This window comes from Falsibacillus pallidus (assembly GCF_050990905.1).
GTDB lineage: Bacteria > Bacillota > Bacilli > Bacillales > DSM-25281 > Falsibacillus > Falsibacillus pallidus_A.
The window spans coordinates 600,779-620,399 of record NZ_CP158866.1; the positions used below are offsets into that span (position 1 = coordinate 600,779).

Consider the following 19,621-nt stretch of genomic DNA (forward strand, 5'->3'; position numbering starts at 1 on the left):
AGGTGTTAATGATAGTTGGTATCAGTTCAACTGATGGTGGGGGTGACGGGATGGAATTCAATGATTTAATCATTTTCAAAACGGTGGCACAGGAAGGTTCGATCAGCAAGGCGGCAAAGGAACTTGGCTATGTGCAGCCGAATGTCACGGAGCGGATCAAGAAACTTGAGATGGAATTAGGCACGCCGCTTATCACGCGGACAAATAAAGGCATTTCGCTTCTTCCAGCTGGGGAAACGTTAATCGCATACACGGATAAAATCATGAACCTCATAGATGATGCGAAAAATGAAATTAAAAGAAGTGGAGCAATTCGCCGAATTGGTGCAACGCAATCCATTTTAGCGGGTTATCTAAGCAGTCGTATAAAAGGCAGTATGAAGGACTATCAGCTGTTTATGGATAATAGTGAGCGATTGAGGGAGCTTTTGAGACAGCAGAAAATTGATGTGGCCATTACATACGCAGATGATTTTGAGCCTGAGTTTCAGTGCATCCACACTTCAAAAATTAAGATGGGACTCTGGAAGGCGAAGGGTCATGTTGTATCTGATTTTTCAAATGAAGTCCTTTTTGTCAGTCATGACCAGCAGTGCCCGCACCGAAACCGCACATTGCATTTCATTCGTGAACACAATCTTTCCGAGAAGCAGCTGCAGTACGTGGATTCCTATACGGTGATTCAGGATTTTGTAGCGAGCGGCTTGGGGCTGGCGTTTTTGCCGATGCAGGAGGGTGAACGACTGGAAATCGTGGATGGTGTTCCGTGTGAGGAACTGGCTATATATTTTTACTCGAAAAGAGAGTCAAAAAAGATGAATCTGGAATTTTTTTAGATAATTCAAAAAAGTTTATGGTATAATTTAACTATTGTCGATAAGAAGGAGAGGATAGAGATGAAGGAAATGTTTTATGCAGTTCTGAAAGTGATCGCTGTGCTATCATTTGGCGGCTTGATAACAAGTATTGCCTTGAATCTGGACAATCAAAGTCTTGAACTTTCCCTTTGCTCCATTTGCACGTTAAGTTCTCTTATCTTGATTCGAAACAAAAGACACAATGCCATAAGCAGATGACCGGCACTTGGATGATTCCAGGTGTTTTTTCTTTATAAGCCCACCTTATAGCTAAGCATTCAAACTTGCGAATTCCTCAAACGAGCTGGATGAGGTACGATTGGAAAAAAGGGGGATGGCACATGGAACTGACATTTAGAATGGCGAAGGAAAAGGATCTCGACAGGATTGTGGAAATGCTGGCGGATGATGAGCTGGGGAAGAAGCGCGAACGCTATGAGCAGCCGCTTCCGGATTGCTACAAACAGGCTTTTCAAGCGATTGATAAGGATCCGAATAATGAGCTGATTGTGGCATGCAGAGGGGAAAAAGTGATGGGCGTCCTTCAAATTACATTCACGCCATATCTGACCCATCAAGGCGGTTGGCGGGCGACAATCGAAGGGGTTCGGACGTCTTCTGAAACGAGAGGACATGGGATTGGTACAGACATGTTCCGCTGGGCGATAAACCGGGCAAAAGAACGCGGGTGCCATCTGGTGCAGCTCACTACGGATAAGCAGCGGCCTGATGCTTTGCGCTTTTATGAAAAGCTAGGTTTTCAAGCAACCCATGAAGGAATGAAAATGAAGCTTCTGTAGCAATTGAATTTTCCAATTAAAAGCAAGCATGGTTCCTTTCTTTTACACAAACCCTAATACCAAAAGCGGTAAAGGAAGGGAACAGTATGAAAAAATGGTATGCAGTCGCTGGCACCGCTGTATTGGTGTTGATTTTATCCTTCACACATGCGGTGCTCGCGGTTTCGAATGAACCAATTCATTGGGGATTCCAAAAAGGCAAGAATGGCGAGCAGGGACAGGCTGGTGCCAAACTCGACACGCTGCTTGCGAAATACGGAAGCTTCTACAAGGACAGCAAGGACAAAAAAGTCCTCTACATGACGTTCGACAATGGCTATGAGAATGGCTATACGGCGCAGGTGCTCGATGTTTTGAAAAAAGAAAAAGTGCCGGCAACATTCTTCGTGACCGGCCATTATTTAAAAAGTGCACCGGACCTGGTCAAGCGGATGGTCAATGAGGGCCACATCGTCGGCAACCACTCATGGGGCCACCCGGATATGACGCAGATCAGCGATGAACAGATCAAGGAGCAATTGCAGAAAGTAAAGGACGAAACAGCACGCATTACGAAGCAGAAGGATATGGCTTACTTAAGGCCGCCGCGCGGGATCTTCAGTGAACGCACGTTGAAAATCGCGCAGGATGCAGGGTATACCCATGTATTCTGGTCGCTTGCCTTCGTCGATTGGAAAACCGATCAGCAAAAGGGTTGGAAGTATTCCTATGACAACATCATGGCGCAGGCCCATCCGGGTGCCGTGATCCTGCTGCACACCGTTTCGAAGGACAATGCAGATGCCCTTGATAAAGCCATCAAAGACTTGAAAAAGCAGGACTATGAATTTAAGAGCCTTGATGACTACATGATGAACAAGCATATGAAAAATCCTGTTGTGACACCTTGAAAAAGCCTTTAATGAGGCTTTTTTCTTTTGTCCCAAGCATCTGTGCTATAATCGAGAAAACAAGTGGGATTGGGAGAGAATCGTTATGTGGGAACAAAGAATGGAGATTGAAGGACCATATAATTTTGATTTAGTGTTGGAACGTCTTGAACTCGACCCGTTGAACAGCGTCGACAGGAAAGGCCGGATTGCCCGAGTGCCTATCTATGAACCAGAGAATGAAGTGGTTGAGGTGCAGGCCATCGGGACGCTGGATAAGCCGGTTTTTCTCATCAAGGGGAAAAAGGATGAGACAAAGGAAATCGTTCAGAAGCGGATTGCCCATGTGTTCCAGTGGGACATTCCTTTATCGGAAATTCACAGCCATTTTCAGGAGAGCGATCTAAAGGATATTTTCCATCAGCACCGCGGAACGCCGCTCATCCTTGATTTTTCGCCGTATTCCTGCCTGGTGAAATGCATCATCCATCAACAGCTGAACTTGAAGTTCGCATTCACCTTGACGGAGAGGTTCGTTCAGACATTCGGGGAGGAAATCGACGGCGTCTGGTTCTATCCATCGCCGGAAAAATCGGCTTCCCTCACAATTGAAGAACTGCGGGAGCTGCAGTTCAGCCAGCGAAAAGCAGAGTATATCATCGGATTGAGTGAGATGATCGTAAGCGGAAAGTTGGATTTAGAACAACTGAGCGAAGAATCGGATGAAACAATCATGAAGACGCTCGTGAAAATCCGCGGTGTCGGCCCATGGACGGCACAGAACTTCCTATTATTCGGGCTCGGCCGTCCAAACCTTTTCCCAACGGGCGACGTTGGAATCCAAAATGCATTAAAGAAACTATACCAGCTGGAAGCGAAACCGGACTTGAATTTCATGGAGCAGTCCAGCGAAAAATGGAAGCCATATTTAAGCTACGCCTCTCTCTATTTATGGAGAAGCATTGAAGTGACGGAGTGATTTGCAGTGAAAAAACAAGCAGAACAAAAAGTATTCATCAAAGAAAAACAGACATTCCCTTTAACGATCAAGCGACTTGGAATCAATGGGGAAGGGGTCGGCTACTTTAAGCGCCAGGTTGTGTTCGTTCCAGGTGCACTTCCTGACGAAGAAGTTGTGGTGGAAGCAACGAAGATCCACCCGAAGTTTGCAGAAGGCAGAATTAAAAAAATCCGAAAAGCGTCGCCGTTCAGGACGAAGCCGCCGTGCCCTGTCTATGAGCAGTGCGGAGGCTGCCAGCTTCAGCATCTGGAGTATGTAAAGCAACTGGAGCTAAAAAGGGACATTGTCATCCAGTCGCTTGAACGCCATACGAAATTCAAAGTTGGCCAAATGGATATCCGTTCCACAATCGGGATGGACAACCCTTGGCACTACCGCAACAAGAGCCAGTTCCAGCTTGGGGAGCGCGACGGGAAAGTCATTGCAGGCCTTTACAGCCTCAATTCCCACAAGCTGATCGACGTGCCGGAATGCATCGTGCAGCAGCCGGAAACGAACAAAGTGACGAATGTCATCAAGCAGATTGTGAAAGATCTCGGCATTCCCATCTATAATGAAAAAACGAAAAAAGGCGTGCTGCGCACCATCGTGACCCGCGTCGGCATCAAGACGGGCCAAGTTCAGGTCGTGCTTGTGACGGCAGTGGACGAGCTAAAGCGCAAGGACCTCCTTGTGGCAGAAATCAAGAAGCGCCTGCCGGAAGTCGCGTCTGTCATGCAAAACGTGAATCCAAGGAAAACGTCCATCATCTTTGGCGACAAAACGGTTCACTTAAGCGGGAAGGAAATCATCGAGGAGCACCTTGAAGAGTTCTCTTACGAATTATCAGCGCGCGCGTTCTTCCAGTTGAATCCCGTTCAGACGGTGAAGCTTTATAATGAAGTGAAAAATGCTGCAGCCCTGACAGGCAAGGAAAATGTCATCGATGCCTACTGCGGAGTCGGAACCATCGGCCTTTGGGTCGCAGATGGCGCGAAAGAGCTCCGCGGCATGGACATCATCCCGGAATCCATTGAAGACGCGAAGAAAAATGCCAAGAAGCACGGCGTAGAAAACGCCCTGTACGTCAGCGGCAAAGCCGAACAGGTCGTCCCGAAATGGCAGAAGCAAGGCTTCAAGCCGGACGTCATCATTGTCGACCCGCCAAGGACCGGGTGCGATCAGGCTTTGCTTGACACCATGCTCAAAAGCAAGCCAAAGAAAATCGTCTATGTTTCCTGCAATCCATCCACATTGGCGAAGGACCTGCAGATCTTAAGCAAGCAATACAACATTAAATACATCCAGCCAGTGGACATGTTCCCGCAGACGGCACATGTCGAAGCCGTTACATTGTTGGAGCTTAAATAACGCTTTTCTGTTTGATGGTAAGAAAAATTCGAATGCAGAGAGGTGTTAACATATGGATGCAAATAAAAAATGGCTCGCAATTCCTGAAGATATTAGAAGGAAACTTAGAAAGAACGTTTTCTGTACGAATTGTGGAGATGTCGCAGAAATTGAACAGTTTACGATTGAGGATCATCCTGCAGGGATTGTTTTAGAAGGAAAGTGCAAGGTTTGTGGGAATGATGTGTCCCGGGTTATTGAAGATTAGAAGGAATTGAGTTAGGTGTCTGACCTCCAGTGCAATAACACATTGGGGACAGACGCCTTTTTTTATTTTTCGAAAAGTTTTGTTGACAATTCAAGCTATTCGGTAATACTATATACTAGTAGTCATTATTACTGAATAGCTGAAATGCAGAATATCTGTGTTTCAGTGTACTGGAATATATAAGTGAAATATTGGGAGGTGAAAAATTGGAAAACATCACGGAAATGCTGAAAGGGGTGCTTGAGGGGTGTGTGCTTGAAATCATCAGCCGAGGCGAAACATACGGCTATGAAATTACCCAGCAGCTGCGGGCACTTGGCTTCACGGATGTCATTGAAGGTACCGTTTATACCATCACGATGAGGCTTGAGAAAAACAATCTGGTGAATATAGAGAAAAAGCCATCCACAATGGGGCCGCCGAGAAAATTTTACACCCTCAATGAAGCAGGTCATGAACAGCTAGAAGCATTTTGGAAAAAGTGGGACTTTGTTTCGAGTAAGATTGATGAACTGAAAACGAAAATAAATCTAAAAGGAGAGATCGTATGAGCATCTTTGAAAAAATTATTGGAAGTCTGGATGAAAAGCGAGAATGGAGAGCAATGGAGGCGCGTGCGAAGGCACTGCCACCTGAGTACCACAATGCTTATAACGCAATTAAAAAATATATGTGGACTGCTGGCGGCACAACGGATTGGAAGGAAACAAGCAGAATCTTTCGCGGTATTCTTGATCTCTTGGAAGAAGCGGCAGCGGAAGGTAGGAAAGTCACTGACCTCACGGGGGATGACGTTGCGGCATTCTGCGATGAACTAGTAAAGGATTCTACAACCTGGAAGGATAAATATCGCAAGAAGCTGAATGATACGATTGGCCGCGGGTGACGAAAAATAACATGGAAGCTGTAAAGGAAATATGATTTCCGATGTTTCTACTGAATAGGAAACGTGTCGCATTCACTATTCAGTTTTATTTTTAAACCAGTAGTCGGTAATACAGAATATCGGTCAGACAGAGTAGAGGAGAGTAAGCGAATATAAGGAGGCAAACAAATGAGTAACCAGTGATTTCAGTTAAAGGGTTGAAAAAAGCTTTTAAAGATAAGGACGTATTGAATGGGGTGGATTTTGAGGTGAAGAGGGGAGAAATTTTCGCCCTGCTCGGATCCAATGGAGCGGGGAAGACGACGACGGTCAATATCCTCTCGTCCCTTTTGAAGGCGGATAGAGGTGAAGTGGAGATTTGTGGATATGACATCAAACGTCAGTCAGACCATGTTCGCCAAAGCATCAGTTTGACAGGTCAGTTCGCTGCTTTGGACGGAATGCTCACTGGGAGGGAGAACTTGATGATGATTGCCAAGCTGCGGGGAGTGTCCAATCCCACTGGAGTCGTTGACAGTCTGCTAGACAGATTCGGGCTTACTGAGGCGGCAAGCCGACGGGGGGACCAATACTCCGGAGGGATGAAGCGCCGCCTTGATATCGCCATGAGCCTGCTTGGGACGCCGGCAGTCATTTTTCTAGACGAACCGACGACAGGACTTGACCCGGAAGCGCGGCTGGAGGTTTGGAAAATTGTGAAGGAGCTTGCAGAAGGTGGAACGACCATTTTGCTGACGACCCAATACCTGGAGGAAGCCGAACAATTGGCGGACCGCATCGCCATTTTACATGGTGGGAAAATCATCAGCACCGGGACACTGTCAGAACTTAAAAAGATGTTCCCGCCGGCGAAAGTCGAGTATATCGAGAAGCAGCCATCATTAGAAGAAATTTTTCTTTCAATTATCGGTAAAAAGGAGGAAATGTAAATGAAAAATCAAACAGGGGTATTACTGGCACGCTTAATGCGCAATATCATGCGCAGTCCGGATACGATCATCACTGTTGCGATCACACCAATTATGATGATGCTGCTATTTGTGTATGTGTTTGGTGGTGCTATCGAGGCGGGATCTGGCAGCTACGTCAATTATCTATTGCCGGGAATTTTGCTCATGGCTATCGCATCCGGCGTCGCTTACACTTCTCTGCGCCTCTTCAATGATGTAAAGGGTGGACTCATGTCGCGTTTTATTACGATGCCAATTAAACGCTCATCGATATTATGGGCTCACGTGCTCACCTCGCTTGTTTCCAATGCGCTTACAGTCTTAGTCGTTTTTCTTGTGGCCCTCTTAATGGGCTTCCGTTCAAACGCAGACATTCTTTCCTGGCTGGCCGTGGCCGGGATACTTGGACTTTTTACACTGGCTCTGACGTGGCTGGCGGTCATTCCAGGATTGACAGCGAAATCTATGGAAGGAGCCACGACCTACTCTTACCCGTTGATCTTCCTGCCTTTCATCAGCTCTGCCTTTGTCCCAACTGAAACCATGCCTCGCATAGTCCGCGCATTCGCTGAGAACCAGCCTGTGACGTCCATCGTCAATGCGATTCGTGCGCTATTGTATAACGGGACGGTTGGCAGCGATATCTGGATTGCCCTTGCATGGTGCATCGGAATTATGATTCTTTCCTACTTCTTCGCCAGCAAACAATTTAAACGCCAGCTAGGATGAAAAAATGGGCGTCCATTCCTGATAGAGAGGGGATGGCGCCTTTTTCAATTGACTGCCAGCACATCCCAATGCTTGACCATCCTCCTTTCTGGGTATATTACATTTGTGAGTAAAAGGAAGAAAGGATGTAATCAATGAAAGTACTAATTGTTGGAGCAAACGGTCAAGTTGGGAAACATCTCGTTTCCTTTATTCAGGATCATCAAGATTTGGAAGCAAAAGTCATGATTCGCAAAGAGGAGCAGGCATCCTACTTTAAAGAGATGGGTGCTGAAACGGTCGTTGTGGATCTCGAAGGAGATATCCCAGACATTGCAAAAGCGGCTGAAGGCGTTGATGCTATCGTCTTTGCAGCTGGTTCAGGACCAAAAACTGGCCCAGACAAAACGATCTTAGTCGACTTGGATGGGGCAGTAAAAACCATCGAAGCCGCAAAACAAGCGGGCGTGAAGCGCTACGTGATGATCAGTTCGTATGATACAACGCGTGAAGCAATCCAGTCTGCCGATTCATCCTTTGCGCCATATGTCGTGGCAAAGCATTACGCAGATGAATGGCTGCGAGACACCGACCTGGATTACACAATCATTCATCCAGGCGCGTTGACGAATGATGATGGAACTGGCAAAGTGAATGCAGCTACAACGGTTGAGAGAAATGAAATTCCACGAGAAGACGTGGCGCGAGTGATTGTGGCCGTACTGGAAAACAACGCAACGATCGGGAAGGAATTCCAGGTGGTGAAAGGCGACGTAGAAGTCAAGGAAGCGATTGATTCCTTATAATTAAATGGTGATTATATAAATGCAGCTCCCTTATTTTGTTAAGGGAGCTGTGTTTTTTGTTTTAGCTAGATATTTTTAGTATTTAATCGCTTTTAGTATTATAGATTCCCCTTCAAAGGATTCAACAGTGTCATCGTTCATTTTAACCCGGAACTTTTTATGGATATCTGACCCTGCCTTCAAGATATAGCTGTTTAGAGACTTTTTTACTTCCTCCGACTGCTTCATGCGGTTAAACCAGCTTTCAAACACAAATGTTTTTCGGAACGCGACCCATTCACTGATTTCAAAACCATTCAGTTCGATCTTCTGGAGCCACTCTGACTTTTTAAAAGCCCTGCTATGGCTTGGATCCCGAGTCTTTTCAACCGTATTATAAAATTGGTCCCACTCATCGTTTTCAGGTGCGACATTATCATCTAATAGAAAACGGCCGCCAGGTTTTAACACACGATAAACTTCGGCAATAAAGGATTCGATATTCGGAAAATGGTGGGCGGCAATGCGACAGGTAACAACATCAAACGATTCATTTGCAAACGGCATCTTTTCAGCATCGCCTTGAACATAAGAAACATTTCTGTGGCCGTTGGAAGAGAGAAACTGTTCAGCCGCTGCTAACATTTCCATTGTTAAATCAAAAGCAGTTACTTCTTTTGCGAAAGGTGCCAGGGCATTTGCTGTATGTCCGCCGCCTGTGGCGACATCGAGAACCTTTTCTTTACCAGTCAACTTTGCCATTTTTACAATCAGTTGAAGGTCGGCGCCGTCTCGATGAATGTCGCTTGTCACGTAATCGCTTGCTGTTTTTCCAAACTGGTCTTGAACTTTTGATTTAATATCCACTATAATCCCTCCGTCGCTTCACTTGATAAAAATTCCAATTCATGCTTTAAAGATAACTCATTTAGATTTATAAGTATATTTTGTAAAATTTATGTTTTACCATAAGATTTTATTATGTCCTTATTTTTTGCCATTAAAATAAGGGCTTAGAAAATAGCCTCCAAGCCCTTTGAGATTCTTCTCAAACTGATTTTCTTATTCCTGACATTCTATACGCCGTATTTTTTGCTTTGCTGAAGAAGTTTGGATTCTCCCGTCTTTTCCCATCCTTCTACTGTCTCATAGGCTTTTTCGGGAGAATATCCTTTTCCTACAAGGACGCCCATTAAGATGAATTCTTGAAGAATATGGCCGGCATTTATGCCTCTTTTAACATCCTCTAATCCTTTTTTCACCAGAAAATCTGTGAACTGCACCCATTCATCCGGAGCCTTGCCGAAATAATCCTTTTTCTGATTATGGCTTTCTTCTGCAGCTTCTGCATCTGCCTTGGTGACATGAACGGTACCGAACGGATGATTAGGCGGGGCATAAATGGAGTAAAGTTTTAGCGGCGCAGGACCTGTATTGGTGACATTATGCCATGTTCCGGCAGGGATGAAGATGGCATAATCATCGGCCACATTTGCCTCAAAATCTAAACGATTTTTATTTTTGCCCATTTGAACAAACCCTTGTCCTTGTTCTATACGCAGGAATTGATCGACATCCGGGTGGATTTCCAAGCCGATATCACCGCCAACATCAATGCTCATTAATGTGACCTGCAAATGAGATCCAGTCCATAGTGCAGTCCGATAAGTATTGTTTTGCTTAGTGGCAGCATTAATATCCACAACAAATGGATTTGGTCCATAGTCTTTTAACAACATAGCTCCAGCACCATTAGGATAGCGTGATGGATAATATCCATTTTGATTTGGATAGGATTCGTTAGTCGGCTGACTGTAATAAGGATAACTCGGCGCATTTACATAATAAGGATTTTGATAGGGGTACCCATAAGGATTCTGATACATATTTAGCTCATTCCCTTCATTGCATATGTAATAATCCTATGCACATTTTTGGGAAAGGTACATTGAAAATGGATGAAACGGCGGGAGGGTTCTCGTGGTTAACGAAACGGCAGAACCGTCCCCGTGCTTCACAATATCCCCTGGCAAACCGGACAAAAATACAATCTCCTCGAAGCTGCGACAGTCTTTTCGATTTCCGTCCCACACACGAAGCATGAGGCTCCTTCCCGGTTAAAGACCCAGTGACGATAGCGAGGGCGCTTAACTCCTTGGGATTTTAATTTTTCAGCAAGCTCGAGGTCATTCGTAATCCCGCCTGTCTTATACGATTGCTGCATTAAATCGATGATGGCCCGGGCTGCTTTCCTCAATTGAGAATCAGAACAATCTTCAGGTCGAAGGGAAGGGTGGATGCCTGCAAGAAACATGATTTCAGATCTCAAGTAATTGCCGATTCCGGCTACGAACCCCTGGTCCAATAATAGAATTGCCCACTTCCTCCTGAAGAACCGCTTATCTTTCATTCTCTGAAACAATACATCCTCCGACACTTCTTCACTCAAAATATCAGGTCCCACTTTGGCCACAAAGGGGTGACTGGAGACTTCTTCGTCACGGAGGACTTCGATGTCGGATGCGCTGTAAAGGAGCGCCGACTTTTTTTCATTGTGAAGAGCCAACCGGAGCTGGCGATTGGTCTTTGGATAGTTGTACAAATTCCGGATCATCCACTTTCCATAGAGCTGATTATGGGAGTAGATGGTGTACCCGTTGTCGAAGCGGATGAGCATGGCCTTTCCCTTGGTGTCCACCCGTGACACGGTCGATCCTTTCAAAATGTCCTCGTAGTCTTCCAATTGCGGGAAGGCAAAAAAGACATCCTGTACGGTTTTATTTTTAAGGGCTCGCTCAACGTTATCGGCTGCCCTTCTGATTTCGGGACCTTCTGGCATGATGGTTTCTCCTTTTTTAGTATAGGTTTTCCCTTTTTCAGCTGGCAGTAACATTTGGATGGGTTTTTAGAAGATAGAAAAGGGACGAACCTCCATAGGTCCATCCCTTTAATTTTTGAAGTTACTCGATCATTCCAACGATTCGTTCGCATATTTCATGTGTGATCAAGGAGTCACTGATTGAAGGATCGGGCTCTTGATTTGTTTCCACGCATTCAAGGAAATGGTCGACGAGGTCATAGAATCCGCGTTTGTACAATGTGGGCTCCCAGTCGCCAAAGGAGGAAATGCTTGTTTCTTTGTTATGGTAATGGGTCGTTTCGACGAGGCTGTCCACGACGTATTTATGGTTTCCTGCAGAGTATTCAATGATTTCTTCCGTCACACCGCCGTCCCGGTTCATGATGCCGACCGCCGTGCAGTCCTCACCGATGAGCTGGATGACGAGGTGATGGAGGAGGTCTCCTTTTTTAAGGGATTGAACCTTGACGTCCTTTACTTCTGAATCCATCAGGAAACGCAGGGTGTCGACGACGTGGATGAAGTCTTCGACGACAAACCTCCGTGGCTCGTCCGGTGCAGCGAATCGATTTTTTTGCATCAACAGGAAGCTTGGTTTCCCATAATCTTTCAGTTCTTTCACCTTAGGAATGAAGCGCCGGTTGAATCCGACCATGGCAATCTTCCCGGTGTCTTTCGCCAACTGTACGATTCGTTCCGTTTCCTTGAAGTTCAAGGAAATCGGCTTGTCTATGTACACATGGATGCCGTTTTCAAGAAGCTTTTCCGATATCTCGAAATGTGCCTCTGTAGCCGTACTGACGAAGGCTGCGTCAATGTTTTCGGCAATCAGTTCATCCACTGTCTGGACTCTTTTTTCTATACGATATTTATCTCCAAGCTTTTCAAGCGTTTCTACATTTCGCGTGCAAAGCACGAGCTCAATGCCTTCTTTTTCAGCAAGAACAGACAGATAGGCTTTCTTTGCGATATCTCCTAATCCGATCAGACCAATTTTCACGTTCTTCACCTCGTTGTTTTTTCTCCTATTATAGTATTCTGCAAAAAGATATCAACTAAGAGGCTTTCGGTGAGGAGCATACCTTAATGAAAAAGTTTGCCGAATCTGTTAAAGGGAAGATTATATTAAAATAGATTTCCAAGGAGGACTTTCACAATGGGTAAAACGATTTTCATCACAGGTGCAGGGAGCGGTCTCGGAAGAGGAGCTTCACTTGGCCTTGCTAAGAATGGCCATCGCGTCATTGCGACAACCGAGCTTACTTCTCAAAAAACGGACCTGATGAGAGAAGCGGAAAAACGGGGATTGGATATAGAGGTATTCAAGCTGGATATTACGAATGAGCGGGACCGCGAGCAGATATTGCAGTATGATTTTGATGTCTTTGTGGCTAATGCAGCCATCAATGAAGGGGGACCGCTTGCGGAAGTGCCGATGGACCGTTTTCGCGCGCTCTTTGAAGTGAACGTCTTTGCCACCCTTGAAACGGTTCAATTGGCGGCGCAAAAGCTTGTGAAAAAAGGAAGCGGAAAAATTGTGTTCATGAGCTCCATGGCCGGGATTTCCGCCACACCTTATGTCGGCCCATATACGGCAACCAAACATGCCATCGAAGGGATTGCCCAAACCATGAAATCCGAGCTTGAAGAGTTCGGGGTGAATGTGGCAACCATCAATCCAGGTGCATTCGAAACCGGATTTAATAAGCGGGCCGGGGAAGAAATCTGGAAGTGGTTCGACGACGAGAAGAATTTCACCCGAAAAGAAGACATCTTGGAGCAGCAGAAAGGACTGGAAGACCAGTTCGATCCTGAAGATATGATCCAAAAGATGATTGAAATCATCCCGGCGGACAATCATAAATTCCGGACAGTATATCCGGAAGAAACGGAAAAACAATTGAAGCAGACGCAAAAAGAACGCTGGGAAATGGAAATTTGATTTCATAAATGAGGAGGGGAGGCAACCATGGGAATTGGTGCCTCCTATTTGAGTGAAATTCTTTGCAGCTCCAGCAAGTGGACGCCAATGGATTTGATGAATTACTAGAATTGATCCGGATTTTGCTAGAAGTTCATTATGTTTTGCTAGAACTCGAATGTTTTTTGCTAGAACAACAAGCGTTTCTGCTAGAAGACCGGATTTTAATGTTACGGGCACATCGTTTTTTTTGATTACCGGAGTTTTTGGGTATATTATCATTGAGAGAAATGAAAATTGAAAAGATCAAATGTACGTAATTTTTTAACTGAAATAATAGGAGGAATCGAAATGAAGAAATATACGGTCATTACAGGTGCTAGTTCTGGGATTGGTTATGAGACAGCACTAGCATTTGCGGCGCGCGGGAAAAATTTAGTCATTGCGGCACGCAGAACAGAGGAACTTGAAAAACTGAAATCTGAAATTGCGAAAGACAACGCTGAGTTGGATGTCGTCATCAAAACGGTTGATTTGTCTGATACGAAAAATGTTCATGCTTTTTATGAAGACCTAAAAGAGTACGATATTGAAACGTGGATTAATAATGCCGGGTTCGGTAATTTCGCATCGATTGGCGAACAAAATTTAACAAAGATTGAGACGATGCTGAATTTGAATATTGAAGCATTGACGATTTTAACGTCTCTTTATGTCCGCGATTATTCTAATGTTGAAGGAACGCAGGTAATCAACGTTTCTTCCGGCGGGGGCTACACAATAATCGGAAATGCGATCACTTATTGCGCTTCTAAGTTCTATGTCAGTGCATTTACAGAAGGTCTTGCACATGAATTAAAAGAAAAAGGTGCAAAGATGCAAGCAAAAGTGTTGGCACCAGCTGCAACGGAAACGGAATTTGCCAAAGTTTCCAATGACCTCGAGGAGAATGTTAAATTCGAAGGACTTCTTCCGAAATACCATACAGCAAAAGAAATGGCTGGATTCATGCTCGATCTTTACGACAGCGGCAAAGTAGTGGGAATTGTGGATGGAGAGACGTATGAATTTCATTTGAAAGATCCAATTTATCCTTATGCAACAAGATTGAGAGACTGATTAGAAGTTTAAATGGTGCCTGAACCCCAAAAATTACGCGGGGGTTCGGGCGCTTTTTTGCTTTACGGGCCATTTTGCTAATACGCATGGGATGAAGTGTTAATGCCTCCTATATTTACCGTAAATTTTATGTAAAAAAGAAAAGGAATGATCCTTTCTGTGATAGGGTTTCTTTGAAGAGTTGAAACCAATCAAAAAGGAGTTTACCATTTCATGAAGCGAATTGCCTTAGCGAGTATTAGTATGACGGTTCTTCTTATGGCCGGACCTAAAATAGGATTGGCCATGACCAATAGTTCTGCGCGGACAGACCATCTGCAACAGGAAATTTCGAATGCCAATGCCTACATATCGGATGATTCAGTGAAAACGGAAAAGTATCAGGCGATGGAAGATTCACCGTTTGCTTTTTACCGTGCCACGAACTTTCTCTACTATCAAGACCTCGATAATGGGACGATTGCCATCCCAAATGAATGGACGACAACCCAAAATATTAACACGTGGCTTTCCGGAGATTTTCATACTCAGAATATTGGATTCTTTGACAACGACGAAGGGGATGTAGTATTTGACCTTAATGACTTTGATGATTCATACATAGGACCATTTTATTGGGATTTGCTGCGCTATACGACCAGCATTTATCTGTTGAAAGACCAATTGAGCTGGAGTTTGTCTCAATCAGAAGCCGATGATTTGGCATCGTCCTTTCTGACTGAGTATCAGAATACGCTGGCAAGTGTGAATGGAAATGCCGGCGAAACGCAGGTGAAAATGGATAAGGCAACCGTGACAGGATTTATCGATGACCAAATGGATGACGTCATAAACGGAAGTGCTTCACATGCATTGGATAAATGGACAGTCATCAATAGCAGCGGGAACCGCCAATTCGATCTGTCCAATCCCGAGTTGTCGGCGGTAAACAGCATGGACTTAGTGGACTTGCAAGGAGATTGGCCTTCCTACGTGCAGGATATTTCCGATAAAGTCAGCAGCTGGGATTCGCATTATTTCGATGTGAAAGACCGCGCCCGACGCCTCCACTCAGGCCTTGGAAGTTTAGGAGTGGATAAGTATTATGTCTTGATCGAAGGGTCAACAAGCAGTGCAGATGACGACCAGATTTTAGAAGTTAAAGAAGAGAGGAAACCGAATATGTTCGTCAATCCTATGACGGATGCGACTCTATACAATAGTCCATTAAGTGGTCCAGCCGATACAGCACGGGTAGCTTATAAAGGGCTGCAGGACCAGGTGGATGACCATCTGGGCGTATTGACCGGGGAAAATAAATCGTATCTCGTCCGGAGGATTTCTCCTTATAAACATGGGTTGGATCCTGCCGACTTTAAGCAGAAATCGGATCTCGACAGCTTTGTAAAGTATTCTGCGCAGGCACTTGCCTATGCACACGCTCGAGCAGACCGGGATTATCAAAGTCAATTCATCTCCTATAACTTTGAAGACGGAGCACTGCAAGCCATTGACGTATGGCCGCAATTCAAGACGAATGTGGTGGATTTAGCGAGGAACTATGCCGATCAAGTAAATGCGGACTACCAATCTTTTCTTCAATTGATGCAGGATAAGCGTTTGCCTTAACTGAATTAAGATGCCTGGTCCCATTTGTGTAATGACCGCGTTGGGATCGGGCGCTTTTTTTATGCAATGGGTTTGATAAAAATGGCCTAATCGTGGTATAAGTGTAAATGGAGCAGAGACATCCTGCTTTTTAATTTTGGGATTAGCATTTTTTGCATCCCTTAATGAGAGGATTGGAATTTCATTATGAAAGAAAATTTTTGGCGTGATTTGCCACGGCCATTTTTTATATTAGCACCAATGGAAGATGTGACGGATGTTGTGTTTCGTCATGTTGTAAGTGAAGCAGGGAGACCTGATGTGTTTTTTACGGAGTTCACGAACACGGAGAGCTATTGCCATCCGGACGGGATCCAAAGTGTACGCGGACGTTTGACGTTTACGGAGGATGAACAGCCGATTGTCGCGCATATCTGGGGGGACAAGCCTGAATATTTCCGTCAGATGAGCATCGGTATGGCGGAGCTTGGCTTTAAAGGAATCGATATCAATATGGGCTGTCCTGTCCCGAATGTGACGCAGAACGGGAAGGGGAGCGGACTGATCCGCCGTCCGGAAGTGGCAGCTGAGTTGATCCAGGCTGCAAAAGCAGGAGGATTGCCCGTCAGCGTCAAGACGCGTCTTGGCTTTGCGGAAGTAGATGAATGGAGAGGCTGGCTCAGACACTTGTTGGAGCAGGATATCGTGAATCTTTCCATTCATTTGCGTACACGGAATGAAATGAGTAAAGTAGATGCGCATTGGGAGCTGATTCCTGAGATCAAAAAACTCCGTGATGAAGTGGCGCCGGATACGCTGTTGACAATCAACGGGGATATTGAAGACCGCGAAATGGGCATGAAGCTCGTGGAGCAATATGGTGTGGATGGCGTCATGATCGGACGAGGAATCTTCCACAACCCATTCGCTTTTGAAAAAGAACCGAGAGAGCACAGCAGTAAGGAATTACTGGATCTCTTAAGAATGCATCTCGATCTCCATGACCAATATCAGCTTCGGAAATTCACAGCCCTTCATCGCTTCTTTAAAATCTATGTCAAAGGATTCCGGGGAGCAAGTGAACTAAGAAACCAGCTGATGAACACAAAATCAACAGACGAAGTCCGTGACTTGCTTGATCAATTCGATTTGTCAGAGTAGGGACATGGGGACAGGTTTAGTGTCCCACCCCACCAAGATAAAGAGCCTGCCTCCCAGTTTATTATCACACTGGAGGGCAGGCTCTATTTTGTCTGCAAACCAAAACCCCCGGGTTACCCGGGGGTTTTCATGTAATTATTCAGCGCTGACGCCAAGTTTATCAAGGATGAAGGCATAGCAGGCAGCTGATTCTTTTAGCTGGCTGAATCGGCCGGATGCCCCGAAGTGACCGGCGCCCATGTTTGTTTTGAGGACAAGGGTATTGTCATCCGTCTTCAAAGCTCTTAGGCGTGCAGTCCATTTTGCCGGCTCCCAATAAGCGACCCGCGGATCGTTCAAGCCTGTTGTAATATACAGATGCGGATAGTCTTTCGCTTCCACATTGTCGTAAGGGCTATAGGACTTCATGTAGAAATAGTCGTCTTCTTTCTGAGGGTTTCCCCACTCATCCCACTCAAGTGTGGTCAAAGGAATTGTGGCATCAAGCATCGTAGTAACGACATCGACGAAAGGTACCTCAGGAACGATGACCTTGAATAGATCGCCGGCCATATTCGCAACCGCGCCAACGAGCAGACCGCCGGCACTGCCGCCGCGTGCAGCCATTTGACTTGAGGTTGTGTATCCTTCTTCAATCAGTGTTTTGGCAGCAGAGATGAAATCGGTGAATGTGTTTCGCTTGTTCTTCATTTTTCCATCTTCATACCAGTTTCGCCCCATTTCGGAACCACCGCGAACCTGTGCTGTGGCAAACACAATTCCTTTCTCAAGCATTGGCAGACGATATGGACTAAAGTGCGGATTGCTGTTTGCTCCGTATGATCCATACGCATGCAGAATCAATGGTGCAGGACCTGACTCCAGAGCCCCTTCACGGTAGACGATTGTCACCGGGACTTTGACTCCATCCTCGGCTTCGGCCCATAGCTGTTCTTGACGGAAGCGGGAAGGATCGTATTCTCCGCTGACTGGAGCCACTTGCAAGCACTGTTTTTCCCCGGTGTGCAAATTCAGTCCGTAAGTCGTTTTGGGTGTAAGCAAGGATTCATACTGGATTAAAACTTCAGATGCCTCAAAGCTTTGTCCGGATACAATAGAAACCGTGTAGATCGGCTCATCCCATTCGATAGGCTCTAACTCATCCCCGTTCAGCATCCAGATTTGCGTCAGTCCGTTCTCGCGGCCAAAAATCAGCAGCTTGTCCTTGAACGGATACATGTATTGGAGGTAGCGCTCTTCCTTATAGGCAACGACATTTTCCCTTGAAGTAAGGTCATTGAGAGGAGAGCGGAGGAGCTGAAAATTGAGTGCCCCTTCATTTGTCAGGATAAGCAGGTCATCTCCCCAATGCTCGACATCATATTCGATTCCTTCACGGCGTTCATCCAGAAGCTGCAATGGAGATAGCGGAGAATCCGCGTCCAGCAGATGAATCTCACTCGTCGTTTTTGATCTTGAAGTAAGAAGAATGAATTTTCCGCTTTGCGATTTGGCGATGCCGATTGAATATGTGGTGTCTTTTTCTTCAAAAATGAGTTCATCCTGATCTGCGCCGCTCCCCAACCGATGGCGCCACATTTGGTAGGGGCGCTGACTTTCATCCACGGTCGTGTAGAATATGTAGGTCCCGCACCGGCTCCATTCCATGCTTTCGTATAAAAAGACATCAGGAATGCGGTCAGGCAGGAGCTCGCCTGTCTCCAGATCCTTGATGTGGATGGTGTAGCGATCAGTTCCATCCCGATTTTCCAAATAAGCAAGGCGGGTTTGATCCGTATTGATGCGCTGCAGCGTTACGCTTAAGTAGTCATCATCTGTGGCCAGTTCATTCAGATCAAGAACCACTTCTTCTTTTGCCTCTGAAAGAAGGTCGCGGCTTACTGCCTTCTTGCGTGCATAGACTGGATACTGTTTTGTTTTGTCCAAAACAGAATAGTAGAAATAATTGCCGTGCTGCACGGGCACGTTCATTTCCGAATCAGGAACGCGATCCACCATCTTTTGATAGATGAGTTCAGTTTGATCTTCGAGTTTGTGCATCACTTCATCGTAGTAACGATTTTCTTCTTCTAAATAAGCGATGACCTCAGGATTCTCGCGGTCCCTCAGCCAATAATAATCATCTTCGCGTACATCCCCATGAAGCTCATGAGGATGTGGAATGCGCTTTGCAATAGGTGTCTTCATAAAATCCCCCTTCCGATATATGTAGTAATTTCGCGAAAAAGGGTGAATAATCCTTTTTTTGTGGGACGGGGGGACAGGTTTGTTGTCCCAGTATGGGTGTTTTTCCTGCTGGCTTAAAAGCTCTTTTCGTATAGAGGACATCCTTCTGACAGGGGATTAAGTACTCTTTAAGAAAGGATTATGGATGTTGGAAGGCTTCTTGTTAATCTCGTTTTGACTCACCCAAACACGAGTAAAACAAGTTAATAAGAGAGGGGAGTGGTAATCTTATAGTTCGTCTTTTTTTATTGCGTCAAAGATATAAAAGACGATC

The 19,621-nt window shown here is 45.5% G+C and carries 21 protein-coding genes; 16 read left to right on the forward strand and 5 right to left on the reverse strand.

The genetic code is table 11. The features are described 5' to 3' along the window. Positions 1 to 50 precede the first annotated feature (50 nt). The 12 genes from ABTV07_RS03040 to ABTV07_RS03095 all read left to right on the forward strand — a co-directional run bounded on the left by ABTV07_RS03040 (position 51) and on the right by ABTV07_RS03095 (position 8,494). The gene (locus tag ABTV07_RS03040) at positions 51 to 836 is read left to right on the forward strand and encodes a LysR family transcriptional regulator (protein WP_433747328.1); all 786 of its coding nucleotides are present in this window, start codon (positions 51 to 53) and stop codon (positions 834 to 836) included. Between the two features lie 60 nt (positions 837 to 896). Beyond that, positions 897 to 1,076: a hypothetical protein gene (locus ABTV07_RS03045; protein WP_433747331.1), complete on the forward strand. Its 180-nt coding sequence runs from the start codon at positions 897 to 899 to the stop codon at positions 1,074 to 1,076. 122 nt (positions 1,077 to 1,198) lie between these two features. Continuing rightward, on the forward strand, positions 1,199 to 1,657 hold the full coding sequence (locus ABTV07_RS03050; RefSeq protein ID WP_433747333.1) for an N-acetyltransferase family protein: 459 nt from the start codon (positions 1,199 to 1,201) through the stop codon (positions 1,655 to 1,657). A gap of 86 nt (positions 1,658 to 1,743) precedes the next feature. Further along, positions 1,744 to 2,547: a delta-lactam-biosynthetic de-N-acetylase gene (gene pdaA, locus ABTV07_RS03055; RefSeq protein ID WP_433747336.1), complete on the forward strand. Its 804-nt coding sequence runs from the start codon at positions 1,744 to 1,746 to the stop codon at positions 2,545 to 2,547. A gap of 85 nt (positions 2,548 to 2,632) precedes the next feature. Next, on the forward strand, positions 2,633 to 3,505 hold the full coding sequence (locus ABTV07_RS03060) for a DNA-3-methyladenine glycosylase family protein (protein ID WP_433747338.1): 873 nt from the start codon (positions 2,633 to 2,635) through the stop codon (positions 3,503 to 3,505). Positions 3,506 to 3,511: 6 nt separating this feature from the next. Further along, positions 3,512 to 4,897 carry a 23S rRNA (uracil(1939)-C(5))-methyltransferase RlmD gene (gene rlmD / locus ABTV07_RS03065; protein WP_433747340.1) on the forward strand — a complete coding sequence of 462 codons (1,386 nt, stop codon included), beginning with the start codon at positions 3,512 to 3,514 and terminating at the stop codon, positions 4,895 to 4,897. Positions 4,898 to 4,949: 52 nt separating this feature from the next. Then, positions 4,950 to 5,144 (forward strand): hypothetical protein, encoded by a 195-nt coding sequence (locus tag ABTV07_RS03070; RefSeq protein WP_433747343.1) that lies wholly within the window; start codon positions 4,950 to 4,952, stop codon positions 5,142 to 5,144. Between the two features lie 206 nt (positions 5,145 to 5,350). Next, positions 5,351 to 5,695, forward strand: coding sequence for a PadR family transcriptional regulator (locus ABTV07_RS03075; RefSeq protein WP_433747345.1), 345 nt, complete (start codon positions 5,351 to 5,353; stop codon positions 5,693 to 5,695). After that, positions 5,692 to 6,030 (forward strand): DUF1048 domain-containing protein, encoded by a 339-nt coding sequence (locus ABTV07_RS03080; protein ID WP_433747347.1) that lies wholly within the window; start codon positions 5,692 to 5,694, stop codon positions 6,028 to 6,030. Before ABTV07_RS03075 ends, ABTV07_RS03080 begins: the two co-directional genes overlap by 4 nt. A gap of 179 nt (positions 6,031 to 6,209) precedes the next feature. Beyond that, the gene (locus ABTV07_RS03085) at positions 6,210 to 6,959 is read left to right on the forward strand and encodes an ABC transporter ATP-binding protein (protein WP_433747349.1); all 750 of its coding nucleotides are present in this window, start codon (positions 6,210 to 6,212) and stop codon (positions 6,957 to 6,959) included. Next, positions 6,960 to 7,709 (forward strand): ABC transporter permease, encoded by a 750-nt coding sequence (locus ABTV07_RS03090; protein WP_433747352.1) that lies wholly within the window; start codon positions 6,960 to 6,962, stop codon positions 7,707 to 7,709. It begins immediately after the preceding gene. 134 nt (positions 7,710 to 7,843) lie between these two features. Beyond that, on the forward strand, positions 7,844 to 8,494 hold the full coding sequence (locus tag ABTV07_RS03095) for an SDR family oxidoreductase (RefSeq protein WP_433747355.1): 651 nt from the start codon (positions 7,844 to 7,846) through the stop codon (positions 8,492 to 8,494). 75 nt (positions 8,495 to 8,569) lie between these two features. Here ABTV07_RS03095 and ABTV07_RS03100 read toward each other — a convergent pair whose 3' ends face one another. From ABTV07_RS03100 to ABTV07_RS03115, 4 genes are all read right to left on the reverse strand, one after another. Then, positions 8,570 to 9,340 carry a class I SAM-dependent methyltransferase gene (locus ABTV07_RS03100; RefSeq protein ID WP_433747358.1) on the reverse strand — a complete coding sequence of 257 codons (771 nt, stop codon included), beginning with the start codon at positions 9,338 to 9,340 and terminating at the stop codon, positions 8,570 to 8,572. Between the two features lie 209 nt (positions 9,341 to 9,549). Next, positions 9,550 to 10,359, reverse strand: a complete 810-nt coding sequence (locus ABTV07_RS03105) for a cupin domain-containing protein (RefSeq protein ID WP_433747361.1) — start codon at positions 10,357 to 10,359, stop codon at positions 9,550 to 9,552. Between the two features lie 128 nt (positions 10,360 to 10,487). After that, complete coding sequence (nei, locus tag ABTV07_RS03110) at positions 10,488 to 11,312, reverse strand: endonuclease VIII (RefSeq protein WP_433747364.1); 825 nt, start codon at positions 11,310 to 11,312, stop codon at positions 10,488 to 10,490. A 121-nt stretch (positions 11,313 to 11,433) separates the two neighbouring features. Further along, entirely contained in the window at positions 11,434 to 12,342 is a 909-nt protein-coding gene (locus ABTV07_RS03115; RefSeq protein WP_433747367.1) for a Gfo/Idh/MocA family protein, read from the reverse strand. 147 nt (positions 12,343 to 12,489) lie between these two features. Between ABTV07_RS03115 and ABTV07_RS03120 the strand changes: the two genes are divergently transcribed. The 4 genes from ABTV07_RS03120 to ABTV07_RS03135 all read left to right on the forward strand — a co-directional run bounded on the left by ABTV07_RS03120 (position 12,490) and on the right by ABTV07_RS03135 (position 17,121). Then, a complete protein-coding gene (locus tag ABTV07_RS03120) occupies positions 12,490 to 13,275 on the forward strand; it encodes an SDR family oxidoreductase (RefSeq protein ID WP_433747369.1) in 786 nt (261 codons plus the stop codon). A 330-nt stretch (positions 13,276 to 13,605) separates the two neighbouring features. Further along, positions 13,606 to 14,373 (forward strand): SDR family NAD(P)-dependent oxidoreductase, encoded by a 768-nt coding sequence (locus tag ABTV07_RS03125; RefSeq protein ID WP_433747372.1) that lies wholly within the window; start codon positions 13,606 to 13,608, stop codon positions 14,371 to 14,373. A 213-nt stretch (positions 14,374 to 14,586) separates the two neighbouring features. Next, positions 14,587 to 15,981, forward strand: a complete 1,395-nt coding sequence (locus ABTV07_RS03130) for a DUF2252 family protein (RefSeq protein WP_433747374.1) — start codon at positions 14,587 to 14,589, stop codon at positions 15,979 to 15,981. A 186-nt stretch (positions 15,982 to 16,167) separates the two neighbouring features. Beyond that, positions 16,168 to 17,121 (forward strand): tRNA dihydrouridine synthase, encoded by a 954-nt coding sequence (locus tag ABTV07_RS03135; RefSeq protein WP_433747376.1) that lies wholly within the window; start codon positions 16,168 to 16,170, stop codon positions 17,119 to 17,121. Positions 17,122 to 17,256: 135 nt separating this feature from the next. Here ABTV07_RS03135 and ABTV07_RS03140 read toward each other — a convergent pair whose 3' ends face one another. Then, the gene (locus ABTV07_RS03140) at positions 17,257 to 19,308 is read right to left on the reverse strand and encodes a S9 family peptidase (RefSeq protein ID WP_433747378.1); all 2,052 of its coding nucleotides are present in this window, start codon (positions 19,306 to 19,308) and stop codon (positions 17,257 to 17,259) included. Between the last annotated feature and the right edge of the window lie 313 nt (positions 19,309 to 19,621).